The 20,631-nt window shown below is 62.8% G+C and carries 21 protein-coding genes; 8 read left to right on the top strand and 13 right to left on the bottom strand.

All coding sequences use genetic code 11. The features are described 5' to 3' along the window. The first annotated feature begins 107 nt into the window (after positions 1-107). On the top strand, positions 108-1,031 hold the full coding sequence (locus tag IE157_RS12270) for a tyrosine-type recombinase/integrase (protein WP_193520110.1): 924 nt from the start codon (positions 108-110) through the stop codon (positions 1,029-1,031). Positions 1,032-1,379: 348 nt separating this feature from the next. Here the strand turns inward: IE157_RS12270 and IE157_RS12275 are convergent, their stop codons facing one another. The 13 genes from IE157_RS12275 to IE157_RS12330 form a co-directional block, all read right to left on the bottom strand. Next, on the bottom strand, positions 1,380-4,160 hold the full coding sequence (locus IE157_RS12275) for a class I SAM-dependent DNA methyltransferase (protein ID WP_193520111.1): 2,781 nt from the start codon (positions 4,158-4,160) through the stop codon (positions 1,380-1,382). Continuing rightward, a complete protein-coding gene (locus tag IE157_RS12280) occupies positions 4,157-7,447 on the bottom strand; it encodes a helicase-related protein (protein ID WP_318281479.1) in 3,291 nt (1,096 codons plus the stop codon). Before IE157_RS12280 ends, IE157_RS12275 begins: the two co-directional genes overlap by 4 nt. Before the next feature lie 121 nt (positions 7,448-7,568). Continuing rightward, complete coding sequence (locus IE157_RS13020) at positions 7,569-7,691, bottom strand: hypothetical protein (RefSeq protein WP_318281480.1); 123 nt, start codon at positions 7,689-7,691, stop codon at positions 7,569-7,571. Between the two features lie 294 nt (positions 7,692-7,985). Beyond that, positions 7,986-8,345, bottom strand: coding sequence for a hypothetical protein (locus IE157_RS12285; RefSeq protein ID WP_193520112.1), 360 nt, complete (start codon positions 8,343-8,345; stop codon positions 7,986-7,988). A 47-nt stretch (positions 8,346-8,392) separates the two neighbouring features. Beyond that, positions 8,393-8,713, bottom strand: coding sequence for a helix-turn-helix domain-containing protein (locus tag IE157_RS12290; protein ID WP_193520113.1), 321 nt, complete (start codon positions 8,711-8,713; stop codon positions 8,393-8,395). 69 nt (positions 8,714-8,782) lie between these two features. Next, the gene (locus tag IE157_RS12295; RefSeq protein ID WP_193520114.1) at positions 8,783-9,127 is read right to left on the bottom strand and encodes a hypothetical protein; all 345 of its coding nucleotides are present in this window, start codon (positions 9,125-9,127) and stop codon (positions 8,783-8,785) included. A gap of 121 nt (positions 9,128-9,248) precedes the next feature. Further along, complete coding sequence (locus tag IE157_RS12300; protein ID WP_193520115.1) at positions 9,249-9,788, bottom strand: hypothetical protein; 540 nt, start codon at positions 9,786-9,788, stop codon at positions 9,249-9,251. Between the two features lie 203 nt (positions 9,789-9,991). Continuing rightward, a complete protein-coding gene (locus IE157_RS12305; protein ID WP_193520116.1) occupies positions 9,992-10,948 on the bottom strand; it encodes a DUF3560 domain-containing protein in 957 nt (318 codons plus the stop codon). A 205-nt stretch (positions 10,949-11,153) separates the two neighbouring features. Further along, the gene (locus tag IE157_RS12310; protein WP_193520117.1) at positions 11,154-11,405 is read right to left on the bottom strand and encodes a hypothetical protein; all 252 of its coding nucleotides are present in this window, start codon (positions 11,403-11,405) and stop codon (positions 11,154-11,156) included. Positions 11,406-11,581: 176 nt separating this feature from the next. Next, complete coding sequence (locus tag IE157_RS12315; RefSeq protein WP_193520118.1) at positions 11,582-12,025, bottom strand: ArdC family protein; 444 nt, start codon at positions 12,023-12,025, stop codon at positions 11,582-11,584. A gap of 427 nt (positions 12,026-12,452) precedes the next feature. Beyond that, the gene (locus tag IE157_RS12320) at positions 12,453-12,698 is read right to left on the bottom strand and encodes a hypothetical protein (RefSeq protein WP_035965079.1); all 246 of its coding nucleotides are present in this window, start codon (positions 12,696-12,698) and stop codon (positions 12,453-12,455) included. Continuing rightward, positions 12,695-13,258 (bottom strand): ParA family protein, encoded by a 564-nt coding sequence (locus IE157_RS12325; protein WP_193520119.1) that lies wholly within the window; start codon positions 13,256-13,258, stop codon positions 12,695-12,697. The genes IE157_RS12320 and IE157_RS12325 overlap by 4 nt, the downstream gene beginning before the upstream one ends. 183 nt (positions 13,259-13,441) lie before the next feature. After that, entirely contained in the window at positions 13,442-13,744 is a 303-nt protein-coding gene (locus IE157_RS12330) for an ArsR/SmtB family transcription factor (RefSeq protein WP_193520120.1), read from the bottom strand. 119 nt (positions 13,745-13,863) lie between these two features. Here IE157_RS12330 and IE157_RS12335 point away from each other — a divergent pair, with 119 nt between their 5' ends. From IE157_RS12335 to IE157_RS12365, 7 genes are all read left to right on the top strand, one after another. Beyond that, positions 13,864-15,009 (top strand): peptidoglycan DD-metalloendopeptidase family protein, encoded by a 1,146-nt coding sequence (locus tag IE157_RS12335; RefSeq protein ID WP_318281481.1) that lies wholly within the window; start codon positions 13,864-13,866, stop codon positions 15,007-15,009. Continuing rightward, entirely contained in the window at positions 14,997-15,590 is a 594-nt protein-coding gene (locus tag IE157_RS12340) for a hypothetical protein (protein WP_193520121.1), read from the top strand. The genes IE157_RS12335 and IE157_RS12340 overlap by 13 nt, the downstream gene beginning before the upstream one ends. Further along, entirely contained in the window at positions 15,587-17,164 is a 1,578-nt protein-coding gene (locus IE157_RS12345; protein ID WP_193520122.1) for a PQQ-binding-like beta-propeller repeat protein, read from the top strand. The genes IE157_RS12340 and IE157_RS12345 overlap by 4 nt, the downstream gene beginning before the upstream one ends. Continuing rightward, positions 17,165-17,857, top strand: coding sequence for a DUF6668 family protein (locus tag IE157_RS12350; protein ID WP_193520123.1), 693 nt, complete (start codon positions 17,165-17,167; stop codon positions 17,855-17,857). It begins immediately after the preceding gene. Between the two features lie 63 nt (positions 17,858-17,920). Then, a complete protein-coding gene (locus IE157_RS12355; RefSeq protein ID WP_156960966.1) occupies positions 17,921-18,247 on the top strand; it encodes a hypothetical protein in 327 nt (108 codons plus the stop codon). Positions 18,248-18,293: 46 nt separating this feature from the next. After that, the gene (locus tag IE157_RS12360) at positions 18,294-18,989 is read left to right on the top strand and encodes a hypothetical protein (protein WP_193520124.1); all 696 of its coding nucleotides are present in this window, start codon (positions 18,294-18,296) and stop codon (positions 18,987-18,989) included. Continuing rightward, entirely contained in the window at positions 18,989-20,629 is a 1,641-nt protein-coding gene (locus IE157_RS12365; RefSeq protein WP_193520125.1) for a hypothetical protein, read from the top strand. Before IE157_RS12360 ends, IE157_RS12365 begins: the two co-directional genes overlap by 1 nt. Positions 20,630-20,631: the final 2 nt, after the last annotated feature.

Consider the following 20,631-nt stretch of genomic DNA (forward strand, 5'->3'; position numbering starts at 1 on the left):
CGGTCACCAGTGGTCCCCGCAGCCGTGAACACAGGTGCCTCGGAACAGAGGCTGCATACATAACATAATATCCGTTATGTCATGGATAGGCCGGTAGGGTGGCCACCATGTCCGACACCGCCCAGCTCACCGCCCATGACCCTGGTACGACGAACGCTGCGGTCCATGCGGGGCTGCTCGGTGCGTGGGTGGCGTCCTACCCCTCACCGAACACCCGAGCCTCCTACACTCGGGACGCGCGACTGTTCTGTGAGTTCCTCGACGCCGGCGGCCTCGACCTATTGGCCGCCACTCGCGCCCACCTTGATGTCTTCTCCCGGGCGCGTACGGCAGCCGGGGACGCGGACACCACCGTGGCCCGCCGGCTGGCCGCGGTCTCCGCGTTCTATACCTACGCACTCACCGTCGACGCGGTGGCCAAGAACCCGGCCCAGCACGTGGCACGGCCGGCGGTGGACCAGGACCACACCACCACCGCAGCGCTGACGAGACGCGAAGCCATGCGTCTGCTCGACGCCGCGGCTGCCAACTCCCCCAGGTCCTACGCCCTGGTGGACCTGCTGCTCTCGACCGGGATGCGAATCTCTGAGGCGCTGACTGCCACGGAGGCCGGACTGTTCCGGGACCGGCTGGTCATCCGCCGCAAAGGCGGCAAAAAAGCCGTGGTTGCACTGCCCGAACACACCGCCACCGCGCTCTACGGGCTCGTTGGGATCATGGGCGCCGACGTGGCCACCGGGCACGAGGCAGACCGGTTGATCTTCACCACTCGCACCGGGGCGCCCTGGGCCAGGACCAACGTCCACACCACTCTCACCCGCTTGGCCACCCGCGCGGGGATCACCAAACCCATGTCTTCCCACGTGCTGCGCCACACCCACGCCACTCTCGCCCTGGACCTCGGGGTGCCCTTGCACCACCTCCAGGACTCCCTGGGTCATGCGGACCCGCGCACCACACGCCGCTACGACCACTCCCGCCGACGCCTAGCCAATTCCAGCGCCCACACCGTCGGACAACTTTTCAACTAGCCCAGAGGAGGAAGATCTACATCTTCCTGAGACCAGTATCAGCGCCTTCACCACGCCACATCTATCGCGAGAGCTGGAGCCCTACACTGCCGAAGGCATCAGCGTCTTCGAAGAGCACGTGACCACGGTGGCCACGGCGGCGTCAGGAATTGCGGCGACTGAGGCCTTAGGACAGCCGCTGTGCACGCAGCTGGTGCTGGTGGCCGCCGGGCACATCGCCGCCATAGAGACCTGAACTTGACCGACGGCGGGACGGGAAACGTTGCGCGGGGAGTCATAGCGGTCGATGAGCACCATCGAACTTCCTGACATTGGGCACCCTACTAACTTCCAATAGCGGTTGATAACTCAAGATTTAACGTTCTCAACGGAGGTCAGTTCGGCATAGCGGGCAAAAAGAATCTCCTGGCGTTCTTTTTCGTTGGCGCATGTCTTTCCTGCCCCAAAAGCGCGGTCAACGACGACATCCAATTCTTTATGGGCTAACACCAGCTCAGGATCCATCGCGTGAGGGGTATACGCAGCCGCCAATGAACGTTCCGGGTGCAACTGGCGTGCAGCGATAACCGCCCTTCCTGCAGTGATAATTTCTTCTCGCAAGCTGTTACTTACGAGCGGCAGGGGCAATGTGTTCCAGGACAGTTTCTTTGAGAAGCGCAAGTCGGATTTGAGTCGCCCCCCCACAGTTCGTTGCCATGTGATGAACATAGAAGAACTAATGAGCGCAAAAGCAAAGCCATCAGGGTCTACAGCAGTAGAATTGGCATTACTGCTTATCACATTTGCGGGCATCCGAGCTGAAATGAAGTACGGGCGGTTCTCCGAGACAGCGCTGGGGATACACAAATAGGGCTGCTCCGGATGTCCATTAAAATAAAACAGATGGGGCGCGCTGGCCATTTGCCGAGTGGATTCCAGAGGGCTCGCCTCACGCATACGCCGCACGCCTTCCAAACGGGCCCATAGCCCCGGTGATCCAGTAAACTCGGTCGGATCACAGTCAGCGAGCCAGAGACACCACCGCTCCTTGTCCTGGAGCATCTCTCTGGCGCCCACGTATGGGCGCACGTACTGCGCCATATAGGGGTCCGCCATCACCTCGGCATACTCCTCGGCGGTAACAATTAAATTTCCCCCGTCAGCGGGTAGCGACCCATACACGACCTCGGGCAACTGGGGAGAAAGCGGTGTCGCGCGGCCACTGACCAAAACATTTGGACCATCCACTAAGTATCCGTTAATAAAATGCGCAGGCGTCTCTATCGGTACACCTCGGGGATCTTCATAATTAAACAGTCGCGGCGCAGGGGATTTGTTTTTATCAAAACCGATAATTACGCAGTGCACCGCTGCGGCCCCGACGGCCTCAGACGTCCAGGCGAAAGTACGATGCGCAAAACGGATACGCCAACCCCCGTCGAAGAGGGGTCGGAAAATACGAGCGGGCTGGTCACCTTGAACAATAGAGTTTGTCGAAACAAATGCCCAACGCCCCCCGTCTATTCCCTGGTAGTAGTCTACAGTTTTGCGGTACCATCCGGTAACATAGTCTAGCCGGCCTGGGGTTTTCGTTCTCCAAACCTGACGCAGATCTTCGGATTGCTCCTTGGTTCGAGTGGTGTGCCCAAGAAAAGGAGGATTGCCAAATATATAAGTGTTTTTTGATGCTGGCAGTATTTGTTTCCACTCAACGCGGAGCGCATTAACACGCACGATTACGGCACTGACCTTGATAGGAAGTTTTGCAGGAGCCGTACCAAATTCTTCGGCCATAGCTTGGTTGGCTTGATGGTCGACCAACAACATAGCGGTCTGAGCAATGCGGGCTGGCCAGTCTTCGATTTCAATGCCATAGAAGTGATCAAGGCTCACTTTGACCTCGGTGGCTCCTTTGAAATGGATCGCCGCCTGAGCGCGGTCCCGTTCGAAGTTTCGCTTAGCACCGGTATCAAGAACATCAAGCTCTTCACGCCGTTTGAGAAGGCGAAGCTCCAGAGCACGGAGTTCACGGTAGGTGACGACGAGAAAGTTCCCACAACCACAGGCTGGGTCCATAAAGCGCAGTTCGCCGAGGTGCTTGTGGAGCTTGGTGAGCTCGGCCTTATTGTCCCAGGCACGGTCAAGACGTTCTTCGAGCTCATCGAGGAACAAGGGCCGTATCAGGCGCTGGATGTTGGTCTCGGTAGTGTAATGCTCGCCGAGCTCGCGTCGTGCTGCGGCATCCTTGACGGTTTGAAACATAGAGCCGAAGACTGCAGGGGAGATGACCGACCAGTCGAACTTGCAGGCCTCCAGGATCTTGTCCCGGAATGTGTCATCCAGCGGGGGAATGCTCAGCGTTTCGGTGAACAGACCGCCATTGACGTAGCGGAACCCACGGTACTGCTCGTCAAGTGCCCAGGCCTTGGCGTTAGCGGTGCCGTTGTCTGCCTGTGGGTTGTCGAGGACGTCGAACAACTCTCGTAACTTGACGCTGACCTGGCCGGCTGAAACGTGTTCGGTAATCCAGTCGCGGAAGGCGTTGGGGCGCCACATGTCGGTGTCGTCCCCGAAGAACAGGAACAGCAGCCGGCTCAGTAGCAAGGTGGCCTGAGCAGGTTCCATCCCGGCGGCGCTGAGGTGTTCGTAGAGGGTGCCCATCAGACGTGCTGCCTGTTGGGAGGCGGTCTCGGACTCGACATCAAAAGCCATCCGCATGCGGGTCAGCAGTTGCGTGAGAGTGATGTCGTCGTCGATATCCAGCTCGATGGCTTTGAGCCGGCTCTCCAGATTGTGGTCGGGTTCGCCCACGGTGTGGGGGTGGACCATGAGCTTGGCGTTGATGCCCCCGAGCTGGCGGTGGCGAGGCCAGCGCCACTCCTGACGGGTGCCGTCGGAGAAGATGACCAGGCGTTCGGCGTTGGTCTTGCTCAGCTCGTTGTCGATGCTGCGTTGCACAGAGCGGCTCGGAAGCTTTAGGCAGTGCCAGACGCGTAGGCCGCTAAAGGAGGCCACTTGGGTGAGTGTGTAGTCCTCCCCTGCCGTGGGAGGGGTCCAGGTCTTGTGGATATCTGGGCGGTCCCAGCCGAGTTCTTCGACGAAGAGCGTGGTGAACTCTTGCCGGTCGACGAGGTCGAGAATAGTGCTCATGCGCTGACTCCCATGGTGGAGACAATCCGAATCGGATCGCTCCCGGTCTTGGTGCTGATGGTGAGGTCATTGTCCTGATGCAGCCGGCGGATGATTGCTAGCAGGTCCTCGTCCGTGGCGCTGGCACGTCGTGCTTGGCGCAGCCGGCGGGTGGCGGTGACCGTTAAGGGAGCCTTGTAGATGGAGGAGACAGCCTTATCGGTGACCGAATCGTAGTCGTGCAAGGTCTCCCCGAGGCGGTGCCAGATGATCTTGCGTTCACCCCGCAGCCGTCCAGCGGTGTTCTCGGATTCCTTTAGCGGGCCTCGAACCATGGCCTCGACCAACTCGTCGTGGTCGCTGCGGCGTTCCAAGCCAGGTTGGCCTGGGGCGGCCTCAAAGGCGCGCAGGGCTTCGTGGCCGGTGAGCAGACGTTTTGACCCGTCGGGGTGGGCGTAGGCGAAACCTTCGTTGCCGGATTCGGTGCGAACGTAGCAGGCCACCCCTTCCTGCTCCTGGAGGCGGGGGGTGCGGGTGGCATCGATCATGTCCGGCAGCCCGGCGATGTGCTCGGCCAGGGCCGGGTCGTCCTGGGTAGCTCGGCGCCAGATCTCGAAGGCCAGGGAGGAGGCGTCGACGTCCTCCTGGTCTTCGGTATCCGCCAGGGTGCCGTCATAGAGGTCCTGGATCACCCGCACCTCCCCCTCGGATCCGAAGAACCGTTCGTCGGAGCCGAAAGCGCTGGCGTTCTCGGCCAGACGGTGTTGGATGCGGGTGCGCAGGTTCAGCACGTCTTCCACGCTGCCGTGGCTGATTGTGTAGATCAGCACCTCTTCCGCTTCCTGGCCCACCCGGTCCACACGGCCGGCGCGTTGGATGAGTTTGATGATCGCCCAGGGCAGGTCGTAGTTGACGACCACATGAGCATCTTGGAGGTTCTGGCCCTCGGAGAGCACATCGGTGGCCACCAGTACCCGCAATTCGTCCTGCGGGGTTAGGGGCTCGTCGGTGGCAATGAGCCTGGAATTCGACTTCGGGGAGAACCGGCGCGCCAGTGCCGTCGGATCCTCTACCTCACCGGTTGCGACATCGACCTGCTCGACACCGAGCTCCTGAAGGGCGGCAGCGACATAGTTGGCGGTGTCCTTGTATTCGGTGAACACCAACACCTTCTCATCAGGGTGTTCCTGCTGCACCAGGCGCAGCAGCCCTGTCAATTTCGAGTCTCTTTCCGGGCTCCAGGCCCCGTAATCACCCAGCAAACCTTCGATGACCTCAACATCAGCCACCAAATCCCGGCGCAGCTGGGAAGTGAATAGCTGCGGGCGAATCCACCGCACCGACCTTGGGTTCTTCTGCTCGAGCTGGGCGTAGTCCTGAGCCGGTTCGGTCAGCTGCCCGCCGAGCCGCAAGGACGTCGCACTCTCATGCTCTACTTCGGCGTCCGTGTCGCCTTGGAGAACGTTGGCGTCGATCGTGCCGGCCGGTAGAGGCAAGTCCCCATCAATAGCGTGGAGGAACAACCGGTTGCGAGATAGGTGGCGCTGCAGCGACAGGATGAAGGAGTGCCCGCAGGAGGACAGGCGCTTGTAGAAGTTGGTACGCACGAACCCGGCGACCTGCCCACGGGAGCGTTGCAGGTCCTCCACTAGGGCTCGTTCATCTTCGGTCATCATCCCTGCAGCCACCGGTGCCAGGTAAGCGGCCAGATCGTAGCGCGGCAGCTGCAGTTCCTGGATCGCGTCCAGAGTAGTGTCGTCGACCATCTTCGCCGCTGGGTCGTCGGCGGTGAACTCGTGATCTACCGGGATCGCTCGACGGTCGGGGAAGGTGAAGCGTTCCCCGTTGGAAAAGGTCAGATGTTGCCGACCGGCATCATCCGTTGCGGCGTAGTTGTCGCGGATGAAGGAGCGGGTGCGGCGCACCAGATTTTCCCCCATCAGGCGTTTCCAGTCATCGGGGTGTTCGGATTTCCGGAAGGCGGCCAAAGTGGTTTGTCCGAACTCGAGGTTCTCGGCCAAGTGCGGGTTATCCGCCAGGGCGTTGACCGGGGCGATGCCTAGATCTTCGTCCTCGTCGATGTACAAGCCCAATTGGTTGGCCACATCGGTGAACCGCAGGTTGTACGGAGTGGCTGTCAGCAGCAGCACCTTGGAGTCGTTGACACGGATATAGTCATGCACGGCCTGATAGGCGCGGGTGTTCTCGTTGCGCAGCGTGTGGGACTCATCCACCACCACGAACGGGTAGCGCCGCAGTTCCGGTAGCACCCGGTGGACCATCGAGTAGGGCACCACCCGACCGTGCAGGTCGTAGGCCTCCATGTGGCGTTCCCACATGTTTTGCAGGTTTTTCGGGCACACCACCAGCGGCTGGTACCCGTGCTCGTCCCGCAGCACTTGGGCGACCGCGATCGCTGTCAGCGTCTTGCCCAGACCCACCACATCGCCCAGCATCGTGCCGCGGTGGGCCATAACCCGTCGGGCCAGGGTCTTCACCGCGGTGGCCTGGTACTCCAGCAGCTGGCCAGCGATGGGCCCGGTGAGCACATACCCATCCAGCCCCTCGCGCACATCCCGGGAGAGATCGTGACAGACCTTGAGGTACACCTCGTATGGGGAGCGGATCAGCGGAGAGGCCCACGATTCCTCCAGCAGCTCCAGCAGCTCGTCGCGGATCGCCAGGGTGAACCGGTCCTCCCACAGGTCCTGGAACCACTGGGCAAGCTGGCCGGCAGGGTGTTGCTGTTCAACTTCCGTGTTCAGCTCTAGGTTGGTCATCAACCCGGGACGGGTCAGGTTGGAGGAACCCACGAACCCGAAATGCCGGCTGGTGGCATCCTCCCGGTGGAAGATGTAGGTCTTGCCGTGCAGAGGACGGCGGGTAAAAACCCTCAGCTCCACAGCCCCGGACTCCACGAGCTCATGCAGGGACTGCAGGGTGTCACGGTCCCTCTGTGTCGGCATTCCGTGCATGAGCTGCTCCCGCAGGTAGCTCACCAATTCCTGGCGCCGTTCCTTGGCGCGGGTGCGATCAGCCTCGGTGTCCTCGACCCCGTCCACTGTCCGCTGCAGGACTTCCAGGGTCTGTTTATGGTCTCCGGGCATGACCATCCCGATCAGCACCCGGGCGACGGGAAACTGAGCGCTGGCGGCCTCCTTGGATCGAACCTGTGCATCGAACAGTTCCCAGCCGCGCAGATTGAAGTACCCCACCGCCACATCCATAGAGCGGTATTCCTGGAAAACTTCTTGCAACCTCAAGCCCATGCGGGTCTCGTCTTGGAGGTTGTCGAGGATGTTCGTCAAAGGGGGGGTCTCCTGAACGGCGCGGCTCGCCATGGCGCTGACGCCAGGCCCGTGATGCGGGGGGGGCGGGGGGGGCAAATGAATACTTTGTCATCATATAAGTGGTGTCTGAAGGACGTATTCAACTGGTCGTCGCAACAGTGTCCTGCTGGGCGTAGGCGCGCATGGCGTTCTCGATTACCGCCCGGGCGACGCCGTCGTGCTCTGCGCGCTCCTTGATCAGATCCGAGGCGTCTTGGGCCATCCGCACCCCCCAGTCGGGTCGTGGGTTCCCGGCTGGGTTACCACTACCAAGATCGCAGCCTGAGGTGTGGTGGTGGTGGGTGCGCCCCAGATAGCGCTGTGAAGGCCCCGCCGTTCACGGCCACAGCCTACAGCCGGAGTCGGCCTCTCAGGTGGGACCCCTGCAGCAAAACTCGGAGCACAGCGGGGTGGCGCACAACGTTGCCTACATCTTGCCGGATTAGTCTCCGGGGTCGGGTCGGCCCACCCAAGGGGTAGCAAAATCCGGTGCATAACGTGGGGGTGCGGAATGTCCCTACGGTGATGGGTTTTGCTCCACGTCGGAGCCCGCCCAGCCCGTGCAGACCTCCCAGGCAAGGACGTGGGCCACAGGTAGGCCGGTGGCTGCCTTGATGATGTCCAGGGCCTCACTGATCGCGCCGGGCGGGGCCGGTGCCTCCCCCGGTCCGCGCCACGTGTGGGCGTTGATCTGCCATGGCGGGACCGGCGGGCGCTCGGTCTGTCGGGCCAGGGGGTCCGGTGTCGGCCGTGGCGGGCGGATCGTCTCGGCGTGGAGGCGGCCGTCTCCGGTGACCAGCACACCGCGATTGGTATAACTGTGGGCGGCGGCGTACTGCGCCCACCGTGCGAGCTGCGCGTGGTGCTCGGAGTTCAAGCCGTGGTTCCGCATTGCTATGCGAGATAGGCGGGCGTAGTAGGCGCTCACCCGCGAGCCTCGGCGCGCACGCGCGCCACGGTGGATTTGCTCACCTCGCACGCGGCGGCGGTCTCCGCGATGCTGTGCCCCTCCTCGCGCATCGCGAGGATACGCGCGCGCAGCTCGTCCGTGAGCTGACGGCGGGCACGCGGGCGGGTGCGCTGCCACTCGTGCAGGGTCTCCGTGGTCCATCCTCGCGTGTCGTTGATCCACACGTCTGGCTCGGGTGTTCCGGCCTTGATGAAGCCTTGGGGCGTCATGCCGACCACGGCGGCGGCTTCTTTCAGTCCGTGCAGGTGCGCGCCGCGCGGGATAGTCTTGGGCATTGCATCGTCCTTTCGGTGTGGCCTCCCGGCCCATTGTTCCTGGCATCCGCCAGCGGCCGGGGGGCATTTTCATTCTGCGGGTGTGGTTCCGGGATGCGTGCTCAGCAAGTCGCACGCGGCCTCGTAGGCGCGCATAGCGGCCTTGGACAGCTCTAGGGCCATGTCTACGTGCTCGAAGGATTCCATGCGGCCAGCGGCGCGCGTGGCGGCTCCTGCGACCTCTAGGGCCGTGGCCTTGGTCAGCTGCGGGTCACCGTGACGCGGATCGGTGGGCAGCACTAGGCATCGCGGAATCTCTGCCAGGTACGGGGCGAGCGGGGTTCGCGCTGCGCGGCGCTGTAGCGCGCGGAGGTTGCCCAGGTGGTCGGCGCAAATCTCTCGTTTGTCCAGGTTGGACAGCATTTCGGGGATCATGTCGTGGTCCTGTTCGGTTCGGCCGGCGGATTCCGCCGGCTGCGGGTCGGCGGCCGCCGATCCGCTCCCCGTGGAAGGGGATCGCCGGCCGCGTGGGTCGGGGTCTCAGGTGCTCGGGTGCTTAGGAGCACTCCCAGTCGGGGTGACCGTGCCAGGTGATCCGCACGGCTCCGGCGTCGGGGGTGCCGAAGTCCACCAGCGGGGCGAGCAGCACGTCCTCAAAGAACGGGCCTTCTTCCACGCGGAACACGGCGCGGCCGGTGTAATACAGCTCGCCGTCATCGTCGTACATGCGGAACGTGTGGCGCTCGTAGCCGTCCACCAGGGGCGCGCCAGCGGTGAGCATGGCCGCCTGTCGCTCGGATACCTCGCCCGGGCCGTAAGTCCACTTGCTGCCGGTCTGGTCGGCGTCGGCCAGGTGATCGCGGGTGATCGTCCACGCGCACGCCGGTTCGTCCTCCGGTGCCTCGGGCATCGGCACGACGGCCACAATCCCGAAGGGTTCACCGGGGGCGAGCTCGTCCATGAACCGGGCGAGGTCGGGACCCCAGTAGGTATTCACCCCCGCGTCCGTGTCGATGGTGAGGCCGTGGCCGTTTTTCAGTGCTGCCTCCCCGAGCTGAAAAGCGTTCTGGTAGGTGTCTGCGAGGTATTCGCTCATGGTCCCTGTCCTTCCGGTTGGTGTGGCGGGTTGTTCCTCCCGCCTGAACACTCTTTAGTTTACTCGCGTTCAACGTTAGACACAAGCCGGGCGGGGGACTTTTTTGGGCCGGGTTTACGGCGATACGGTTTGCCGGTTTGCTGGGTTGCCGTACATACAGAAGCGGCCGGAGGATCGCTCCCCCGGCCGCTCATGCTGCTCCGCTACTTGCTCGCGGGCTGGTGGCTGGTGATCTTGCCGTAGGGGGCGCGATAGCTGCTCGTGATCTTGCGCTCTGCGTCGAAATACAGGGTGCAGGTCTTGGCGTTGACCCGTGCCACGGTCCACCAGGTGCCGCCCACCTTGATCCGGTCCCCGGCGTGAATGGTCTCGCGGCTGTAGTCGGCGGCCTCACCGGCGGCGAGCTGCTGGGCGCGCACGCCGCGCCAGTACGCCAGCGCGTCGGCGTTCTCGGTGGCGTCGGCCTGGATCGCCTCGCGACGTCGGCCGGTCGCGGCGGGGATCGCCTCGGCGTAGGGGGTGCCCCGGTCGGCGGTGTAGCCGTTGAGCTGCCGCGCCAGCTTGCGGCCTTCGGCCTCTAGGCGGTCGATGCGTCCGGCCACGGTCGCGGGGCTGTAGCGGTGGGCTGTGGTGTTCGTGGCGGCACTCGCGCGGCGCTGCGCCTCGGTGGCGTCCTCGTCGGCTCGGATCGCGCGTCCCTGGGCGTTCCATGCCCGGTCAATAGCGTTGCGGTGGCGGGTCTCTGAGTGGTGGCCCACCTTGATGGGCTCCCCACCTTCGGGCAGTCGGGCCGCTGCCGCGTCGGCGGCGTACTGGGCGTCGGCCGCGCGTGTGGCCTTGCGCTGCGCCTTCTGTGCCAGGGCCTCAGCGCGGGCCTCCTGCCGGGCTGCGCGGTCAGCCTCGACCTCGGCCACGGGCCGGGCGGTGTCGTCGGCCTCTAGGGCCACCTCGTGCCCTGCGGCCTCTAGGGCCTTCTGCGTGCGTCCGGTGATCCAGGTTTTGAGGTTCCGGTCCCGGCTCTGCGGGACGTACCACGCGCCAATGGATCGACCCCAGCGCCAGCCCTGGGCCTTCAAAATCTCGGCGGTGCCGTCTCCGCGCTCGGTGCCCTCGATGAGCGTTCCGGCCTCGCGGTTGTGGGTGATGGTCAGTGCTGCCATGATGCTTAGTCCTTCCGGTAGTGGTGGCGGGTTGTTCCTCCCGCCTGAACACTCTTTAGTTTATTCGCGTTCAACGCTAGACACAAGCCGGGTGGGGACTTTTTTGGGCCGGGTTTACGGCGATACGGTGTGCCGGTTTGCTGGGTTGCCGTACATACAGAAGCGGCCGGGGGATCGCTCCCCCGGCCGCCTGTCGTGGCCGCTCTTACTCGGCCGGCGCGCTGACCTGGTACATGGTCGCCAGGGCTCCTAGCCGCTGGTGGCATCCGTCGCAGGTGGTGGGCGCGGGGGTCTCCACCTGCTCGCCGGTCATCACGGCTCCGGCTCCTAGATCACAGTCGATGTGTCCGTGGCGGTAGTAGTCGCGGCACTCGGAGTCGTCGCCGTTGGTCAGCATGAGCGCGCAGCACTCGCACACGAAAACGAGCATCGTCTCGGTGGTGGTCTCGGTGTTCATGGCCCGTGTCCTTCCGGTTGGTGTGGCGGGCTGTTCCTCCCGCCTGAACACTCTTTAGTTTACCTGCGTTCAACGTTAGACACAAGCGGATCGGCTACATTTCCGCGCGGATTTTCGGACTGGTTCCGGCATGAAAAACGGCCGGGGGATCACTCCCCCGGCCGCTGACCGTCAGACTAGGCGGTGATTTCGTCCGTCTGGCTCACGTCGAACACGCTCACCACGATGAACGCCACTTCCTTCTCGGGCTTGCCGGTCTTGGGGTCGATCACCGGGTTTCCGTCGTCGTCCTTCTTGGTGCGCTCGGTCGGGGCCATGATCTTGATGGACCGCTCACCCTTGCGGACAGATCGCCCCAACTCCTTCCACTTGTTGAATCCGGCGCACTGGGTCGCCCCCTCGAACTGGGAAAAGATCAGCTCCTGATTCTTGGGGCTGTAGCTGGGCATCCGAGCCGCGAATGCCGCGAACCGCTTGGCCGTGGCGGGGTCGGTCTCGATCAGCTCGGCCACCTGGGCGGCCTTCTCGGTGACCTCTTTGCGCTTGGCCGCTGCCGCTTCCCTGCGCTCCTGCTGCTTCTTGGTGGGCTGCTTCTTCGCGGTCTGGGTCTTGGTGGTCATTGCCTGCCGTCCTTCCGATTGGTGTGGCGGGTTGTTCCTCCCGCCTGAACACTCTTTAGTTTACTCGCATTCAACGCTAGACACAAGTAGACTAGGAAGGTTTTTGCTGATGATTTTCTCCGCTCGTGCCCCCTACTCCGGGACGGTTCCGGGGCTCTGACCTGTGGGGACCATCCGTGTAGCCTGGCCCGTCGTCCTGATAGCTGGAAGCAGGATGTGTTTAGTGGAGCGGGGTCAAGGGTGCGCGCAGCGCATCGCGTAGCGACGCCGTAGGCGCCCTTGACGCCGTGGAACGGGCACATACAATTCCGCGTCAGGACGACGGACAGCGAAGGTGAGCTTCCCCTACAGGTTCTCGCGCACATAGTGAGGGGGGTCCGGCTGCCGGACCCTCCTCACCTACTTTGACATCTAGACGTCTAGACGTCTAAATGTCTAGACGGCCTGACTCCTCATATTCCCGAAGCACGCGCTCTATGGCTGCGACTACGACGGGGTTTACTTTGGTGTCCATCTCGACGGTGGCACGCTGGAGCTGCTTGTAAGTCTCCTGGGGCAGTCGAATGGTCAAACGGGCCCGGTCGTCAGTGGGTTTCTGGAATGTCTGATCCAGCCCCTCGACTGCTGGCTTCTGCTTTCTCTGAGCAGCTAGGCGCTCCTTGAAGTCGCTCATGCGGTCAGTGCCTCCTCAATCGTGGTCAGTACAGCGGTGTAGCCCCAAAGGTGTGAGGGTATTTGACCCCATGCTTCCCGGAACGTGGACCTCTTGCGGATCGGCGGCAGCACGGGAATTTCTGCGGCTTCCAGCGTTTCCACAAGACCGCGGTACGCGCGCGTGCTGGTCTCCGCCGATGTGACCAACACGGCAACCGGTGCCACGCCGGTAAGCGCGTCGATGGTTGCCCATGTTCGATCCATGTCCGACATCGAGGCCATCGTGGGGATGATGACCAGATCGGCGGCTTCGGCGGCTGCCGTCAAGATTTGCGGGTTGCCGGGTGGGGTGTCGATGAAAACGTACTTGTCGCTTACCGGCCGTCGCATCGTTGCGATGTTGGCGGGCACCACGTCGAAGGGTAGATCGGCGGCTTCTGCCCACCTCGTCGCTGATGCCTGTGGGTCGCTGTCCCACACTTCGGCCACGTGCCCGCGATTGGCGGCCACCTGGGCCAAGAACATGGCGGACGTGGTTTTGCCGCATCCACCTTTCGAGTTCAACAGAGCAATTTTCATGTGGCCTCCCGTGCTTATGGCGTCTGAATGTCAAGACGTCTTGCCGTCCTGACAGTTTGACATGTTGACGTCATGTAGTCAAGACGTCAAGACGTCACTGCTCGGGGGGGGGGGGCAGTCTAGAATGGATGCGTTTGCATGTTGTGATGCGTGGATCGTCGAAACCGCCTGCGGTGCGTAGCCTTACGAGCTTGGGTGGAGATAGGCGACTAGCGCACGTTCTAACTGGTTGAGACGGGCAGATTGCAGATGGTGGAGAGTGGGGCGGCCGCGGCCGGGGAGCACATCGGTGCCCACCACTCCTTTGTCTTCTAAGAAGGCCATCTGCCGCGACAGGCTCTGCTCGGTGACCCCTAGCGCATCGCTGATCGCCGCACGTGTAGCGGGACCGGTGGAGAGATGGCTGAGGATGGCCACGCGCAGCGTGTTGCCAAGCACTTGCACGGCGGCATGAACCTCCTCGCTCTGACCAGGGATTTTCATCATGAAGGGCACCCTCCCAGTTTCTCATCACATGCAACGTCTAGAGGTTCATGCAATTGAACAACAATACCGTGATAAAATGTTGTATAGCTTGCCGATGAGGATACAGGAGGTGATGAGGCATGGCTGAGTCTGGCAGCGGGGCAATGGGCAAGGGCGCCGGGGTAGTGGGCGGTCTCGGTTGTTTGATCGTCGCTGCGCTGATCGCTGTGGTCTTGGGCGTGCCTCTCCTCGTGGCGGTGCTGGCTGGCGGCATCGCCGGGCAGCTCAGCTTGGACGAAAGCGAAGGGTGCGCGGATGCCGTCTCTGCGAACGACGGTGGGAAGACCATCAACGTGCCCAAGGCGTTTCAGGAGCCCATCAAGAAGGCCGCGAAGGTATCCGGTCTCCCCGAGCAGACAGTGGCCGCTCAAATCAAGGTCGAGTCCAACTTCGACACGCAAGCGGGCTCAAAGGCGGGTGCCCAGGGGCCAGCGCAGTTCACCCCGGAAACGTGGGCTCTCTACGGTCAGGGTGGCGACATCCACGACATCGAGGACTCGATGGCGGCTTACGGCCGCTACATGAAGGCACTGCGCGGGGAAGTGAAATCGTTGGCCGGGGATGACGCGAACAAACTCGTGCGGCTGACCCTTGCGGCGTACAACGCTGGCCCGGTGGCTGTACAGAAGGCCAAGGGCATTCCTCCATTCCAGGAGACGCAGGACTACGTCTCCAAGATCACAGGCTCCGCTCAGATGTCGTTCTCTGGCGAGTGCAAGGCGGTTGAGGGTGGCAAGTCGTGGAACGGTGATTTGGGCAAGGGGGAGTGGACAATACCGCTGCCCGGGGGTCAGTTCACGAGTGGGTACGGCGGGCGGAACGTGCCCGGTCTTCCCTCTTGGGCGCAGAACCATATGGGTGTGGACCTCAGCGCCGGGGGCGGTGCACCAATCATCGCCCCCACGGACATAACCGTGACGGGGACGCTTCCCAACGATCACTGTGTGATGGGGAAAATGGATTCCAAACCCGGGTTCCAGGTCGCGTTCTGCCACATGAAATCTCTAGACGTGAAGAAGGGCGAAAAGATCAAGCGCGGAAAACAAATTGGCGTCGAATCCGGATTCATGGGAGGTAACCCCAGTGGCGCAGCCGCTCACCTGCATTTCGAGGTGTATAGGCCCAACTGTGGTGCCGGGAAAAATGGTGGCATGAACTTTCCTTATGACGGGTGCAATATCGACCCGGAACCGATTTTGAAGGAGAAGGGCGCATGGGTGAAATGAGACGGTTTGTTCCTCTTGCCTTGGTGCTGCTGTGCGCCACGGGATGCTCTGATGCCTCCGAACCGGAACCCGTAACGACCAGCGCAACGACGTCGGCCTCCACCACACGTGACCTCGCGGATGGCTCATGCCCGACCGCCAGGAACGTGGATCGTTCGGACGCCTCCGCGACTGCGCGTGCCTACGCGAGCATCGGGCACTGCTGGGATTCAACACTGGACGAGAACACGATGACGGGCGTGCTGCGCGCCAAAGACCTCATGAGCGTGTCCTGGTACGACCAGCAGAAGAAGGGTTCCGCGGCGCGCAACACACTGCAAGCGCAGTTCGGAAAGGCCGCGAAGCACGAAGGCTATTCGGTGCCAGAGGCAGCTCCCACAGCTGGGGATGTGGACCGAGACGTGGCTGCTGATAAGGCAGTGCGCGGCATCACCACCTCCTGGCATTGGAAGACTCGTGACGGTTCGACAGACATCCCAGGCGGTCGGGATCAGCAGATCATCTACCTGGAGAAACATAGCGGGCAATGGCTCGTCGTGGGTACGCAAACCACGACGACCGAGGAGCTGGACAAGGCATGAAGCTCATGAACAAGAGCAGCGCGGAAACTCGTAACGTCGTGAAAGTCCCGAGGTTCCCCGTCATCAGTCTGCGCGCTACGGCGGACCAGGTGATCGTGGAAGCCCCCGGGGTCTATGAAGAATTCGCTCGCGACGAGAACCAATCGCTGTTTGAGGTGGCAGAACCGGCCGCGTTGAAAGCATCGCAGACGCTTGGTCTGCGGGTGTGCAAAGTGGTCGCCACTGACGCGGCCGACGATGACGCCACGTTCGAGCTCGTCGCAGATGTCGATTTGGGGGAGCTGCAAGAACTGTCGTCCTACAACGGGGAACCGGGCCAGTACGAAGTGGTGGCGCATCCTGAACCGGAGAATCAGCCCTGGTACGCACGTCTGGGAGGCGGACGGGATCGGGACCGTTACGGTGCTCGCGGTCGCGGGCCGCTGAATCGGCGGACGGCGGCATATGTGGCAACTGCGGGCTTGTTGGCGGTGGCAGTCGCGGTGCCTGTGTCCGGCGTGTTCCGTGACGAGCCGGAGGCTCAACCTGAGCCGTACCACGCGGCACCAGCACAGTTGCCGGTGCAAGCACCTCCAGGGTGGGGGACGTATGCCGGGTGGCACCAGAGCATCAACCAGCGCGCGCAGCCGGTGATCTTCGATGATGTGCTGCTGGCGCCCGCGGGAAGAAAGATCAGTGCCCTTGACCCCAACACGGGCGAACCAAAGTGGAGCACGGACGCGGGCATGGAGGTCTCCGAGTTCGCTCCCATGACCGACACGTTGATCGCGGTCACAGACGGCAAGGCCGTGTCCCTGTTGGACACGTCCTCGCGGCAGGTCACCGCCACGTCGATGCCCAAGGACGGGCAGATCGAGTTTGGGTACGGCGACCCGGTGAAGATGACGCCCTCCTCGCCGGTGGTGCATGTGCTGACGGACAGCGGCGAGTGGATGAAACGAACCATGCCCGCGGGCTCGGAGATTGCTGGGGCGGCAAACGGTGCCGTGACGGCGGCGAGTACGGACGGCCCCTCAGCACGGGTGTGGTCGCTCACCGAAGACAGCGCCAAGCTGCCCAAGCCGGCCACCATCGCCGGCGTCGCCGGCAAGGACGGCAAGACCTCGCCTGTGGAATCGTGCACCGGCTCTTTCGACACCGTGCTGTGCCAGGCGAAGAAGGGAACGGCTACGGAGTGGTCCAGCTCCAAGGTGGGGCGAAAAGGCAACGCCACCTCGATATCGCGGATTCACACCGCAGCCTTCAAGGGTTCGTCAGCGGCCGCGGCAACGGCCCCGGAAGTGGATCGTTCCACGGGTTCGTTCCTGGCCCGCGGTATCTGGGTGACGAACGAGGCTCTCGTGCAGGTGGGTTCGGAAGCCCATATCGGCGGGGGGCGCGCGGTTCGGTCATCGCAGAAGGAGTCTGAGCTGCTGGACCCGAAAGGAAAGACCGTGGCCACGGGCACCAAGACGAAGGCGTATCCCGCGGCCGTGAGCAAGCAGAACACAGCGATTGTGGTAGCCGCTGATCCATCGGACCCTGCGGCCACCAGCGTGTACGGTCTGCCGACGAATCCGAAGGAGGGGGAGTAAGTGGCTGAGATACAGGGGGCAACGACGATGACAGCAAGGAAACGAGTGATGGCAGGGAAGAAGTCCCGCAGCAAGGATCGAGAGCCGACGATGCAAGAGCGGTCCAACCCGTTCGTCCGTCCAGTGACGACGGTAGAAGCCGAACCGGATTTGGACCGATCCCCGATTCTTGGGGACCAGCTCATGATGATGGGCGCTACGCACATGGTCTCGAACGACCATGAATCGGGGGAAGAAACCTACCGGGAAGCACCGGACACCGAGCATCTGAATCTTGTTGGAGCTAGTGGGGGAGTGGGAGTCAGTACCATCGCCGCCGCGTGCTCGGATCGAGTGATCGACACTGGAGAGTCGGCCCCGGCGCAAGACGCTGCGAGTGTTGTCGTGGCCGCAGTGACGCGCCATTCACTTGCAGCTGCGGAGCGGCTGCGCGTCGATGACGCGGCGAACACCCTGCGGGGGTTGGTTCTGGTACACCACCGCAGACCCGAAGATGTCTCACCTGAGACCCGCAACTACGCCAAGCGTGTGGCACGCCTGTATCCCCGATCTTTCGAGGTCCGATATGAACGGCGATGGCCCGACGTTGACGGCCCCGTGACGGCTTCCTGGGCACATAAGCGGCGGTTCACCTACATGGTGAAAACGCTCAATGCCTGGGCCAACCCAGTACCCACCGCAGAAAAGGAGTGAGCAGTGCCCGCGTCTATGTACTCGACCAGCAACCCCGCACACCACCAGCACAAGGAGAACGCCATGCCCTCAACCACCACCAAGAAGCACCGCCTCCCTGCCGCCGTTGCCCTCAGCTCCGCCCTCGTCGTGGGCGGCACCTCCCCGGCGTTGGCGATCGACGGCACGCCCACGCAACCCCCCGGGTTCGATTTCGTGACCACCCTCGTGGGCTGGGCTCTGTACATAGCGGCGTTCGTGCTGTTCATCTACTTCATCATCGGGATCGTCACGGCTGCCAAGGCCCGACGTTCTGGTGACCAGGAGATCACCGCTCCCCTCTGGCCGTTGCTGGGCGGCGCGGCGCTGACCGTCGTGGGCGTGGTCTGGCAGAACGTCGTGGGCATCTAAGCGCCGACCCACCAGCACATCCAGCGATGACAGAAGGGAACGACCAGTGAACAAGACGAAGACGCGCAACCGATCCGTGGCCGCCGTGACGGTGGGCCTTGCGAGCTTGCTGGCAGTGTCCGGGTGCAGCCATCAGCCCACGGAGGACTACGCCTATGCCTGCCAATCCGATCTTGACCACGGGGACACATCGTCTGTCAGCAAGAAGGCACCTGAGACGGACTCGTGGGCACCGGGCAAAGACGGGGTTCGCTACCCGGTGTCCGCGAAGTTCGGCGGCTGCCAAGACCTGAGTTCGGGGTGGAAGGTCGGACACGCGCACAACACGGCAGGGGCGTTGTTCGCCGCGACGGATTACCTGGCTGGACCCACCAAGGACGAGCAGAAGAACGCCTCGGAGGAAGACACCAAGAGTGTCTATGCCGCGGGCAAGGTGCGGGACCAGATCATCGCGGACGGCAAGAAGCCCAAGACACCCGCGCCGACGGGGGAGGGTTACGTAACGGAATCGCCGGGCAGCGAGGGCTCCGCGCAGCTGCGCGGGTACGAAATCCAGGAGGAGAGCGCCGACAAGGTGCACGTGCTCCTTTACGGGCAGTCAGACAGCGTTCTCAGCGGCACCTTCGGTCTCACGATGGTGTGGCAAGACGGTGACTGGAAGCTGGACCCCGTGTCTGCGGACAAGCCAATGGAGTTGCAGATGACCACCACATCTGACTCGGCCGTTACCTGGAGTGCCTGATGCCGGGGTGGCTCACAGATGGTATCGGGGGGCTCATTGAAAAGGGACTCGATGCGGCCATGCGATGGCTGCTCAAGTCCCTTCTCGGCGCCCTGCAAGTAGTCCTCGACGGCATCTCCGAATGGTGGCTCGGTATCTCGGGACCGGGAATGGGCGAAGGCTCCCCAGCGGCCGCGGTTCAGAACAGCACCATCTACTTTGTGGCGGTTGCGGGGATCATTGGCACAGCGTTTGGCATCGTGCGAGTTGTAAGGACGCACTCAAAAGACGCCTCAGTAGACCTTGTGATGGCAATGTTCTCAACGGTAGCGGTAACCGCTATCGGTGGCACGGCCGCCACATATCTGCTGAAAGCTAGTGATGCAGTGTCTCCGTGGCTACTGAGTAACATCACTGGCCAAGGTGATGACGAACGCACATCGCTGTACACGATGCTCGCCATCATGCCCGGCGATCAAAGCGGAAAATTTGTTATTGGGCTCGCCATCGTCTCGGTGATTCTGGTTTTGGTGGCCGCCTTGGCCTCCGTAGTAAACGCGCTGTTCGTGATCTTTAGTTACGGCATGGTGGCTGTTCTCGTTGGTCTGCTGCCGATCTTCGCTGCGCAATCACAGACACAGGCAGGAAAAGAACGTTTCTGGAAGGTGATGGGTTGGATTTTCGCCGCCGTTCTTTACAAACCGACCGCGGCCATCATCTACGGTGTTGGTTCGCTGTGGATCAAGGGCATGGTGTCAGACGATCAAAAGGGTGATGCCTTTGCCGAATTGATTTCGCTCATCTCAGGCATGGTCGTCATCATCATGGCGTGTCTGGCACTGCCGGCGCTCATCAAGATTGTGACGGTGGCAACAACCGATCAGGCCCGTGGCGTAGGCGCGGGTGGGGCGATTGCAGCCGGTGCTGGTGCCATAGCTGTGGGCTCGTTGGGCCTCGCCGCGGCCGTGGGAGGCGGTGCCGCTACCGGCGCCAGTGCGGCGTCAGCTGGTGGAGGCAGCGCCGGTCTCGGTAGTGCTGGCACTGCTCTCGGTGGCGGCAGTGAGGGAGCAGCGACGGGTGGAGGCAACGCCCTCGGGGGAGCCTCCTCTATGTCGTCGGGCGGCTCTATGTCGTCGGGCGGCGGGTCCAGTTCTCCGGGCGCTTCCCACCAAAGTGGGCCCTCGATGGGTTCCAGTGGGAGCCAGGAACGCGGCGGCTCGGCCTCCGCTTCGGATGCAGGGGCTGGCAGCCCAGCCTCGGGTGCTGCTTCGGCGTCCACCGCCGGTTCAGATTCACCGGCCACTGGGAGCAACGGGGCCAGCGGAAGCGGTGGGGCCACCAACAGCAGCGCCCCAGGCGGGACCTCGGGGAGTAGCGCGGCATCGGGATCAGTGGGCGAATCATCCCCCAGAGGTGAGTCCAGTGCCAGCGGCGGATCGGTTCCTGATTCCGGGTCTGGTGTCAGCTCCAGCGGAGGAGAGCACGCTAGCGCAGCTCCCGTTGGTGGTGGCGGAGGCGGTTCTGCCGCAGCGCCCACGGGATCGAGGGATTCGGGGAACGTGATGTCTCCGAACATGGCCCGCGCACTAGCCGAGGCAGGCAGGTTCACCGCGACGTCTGCCGGGCGACACATTCAAGACCTTGAAAATGTTGAACGCTAAGG

The organism is Kocuria marina (assembly GCA_014652975.1).
Taxonomy (GTDB): domain Bacteria; phylum Actinomycetota; class Actinomycetes; order Actinomycetales; family Micrococcaceae; genus Kocuria; species Kocuria marina.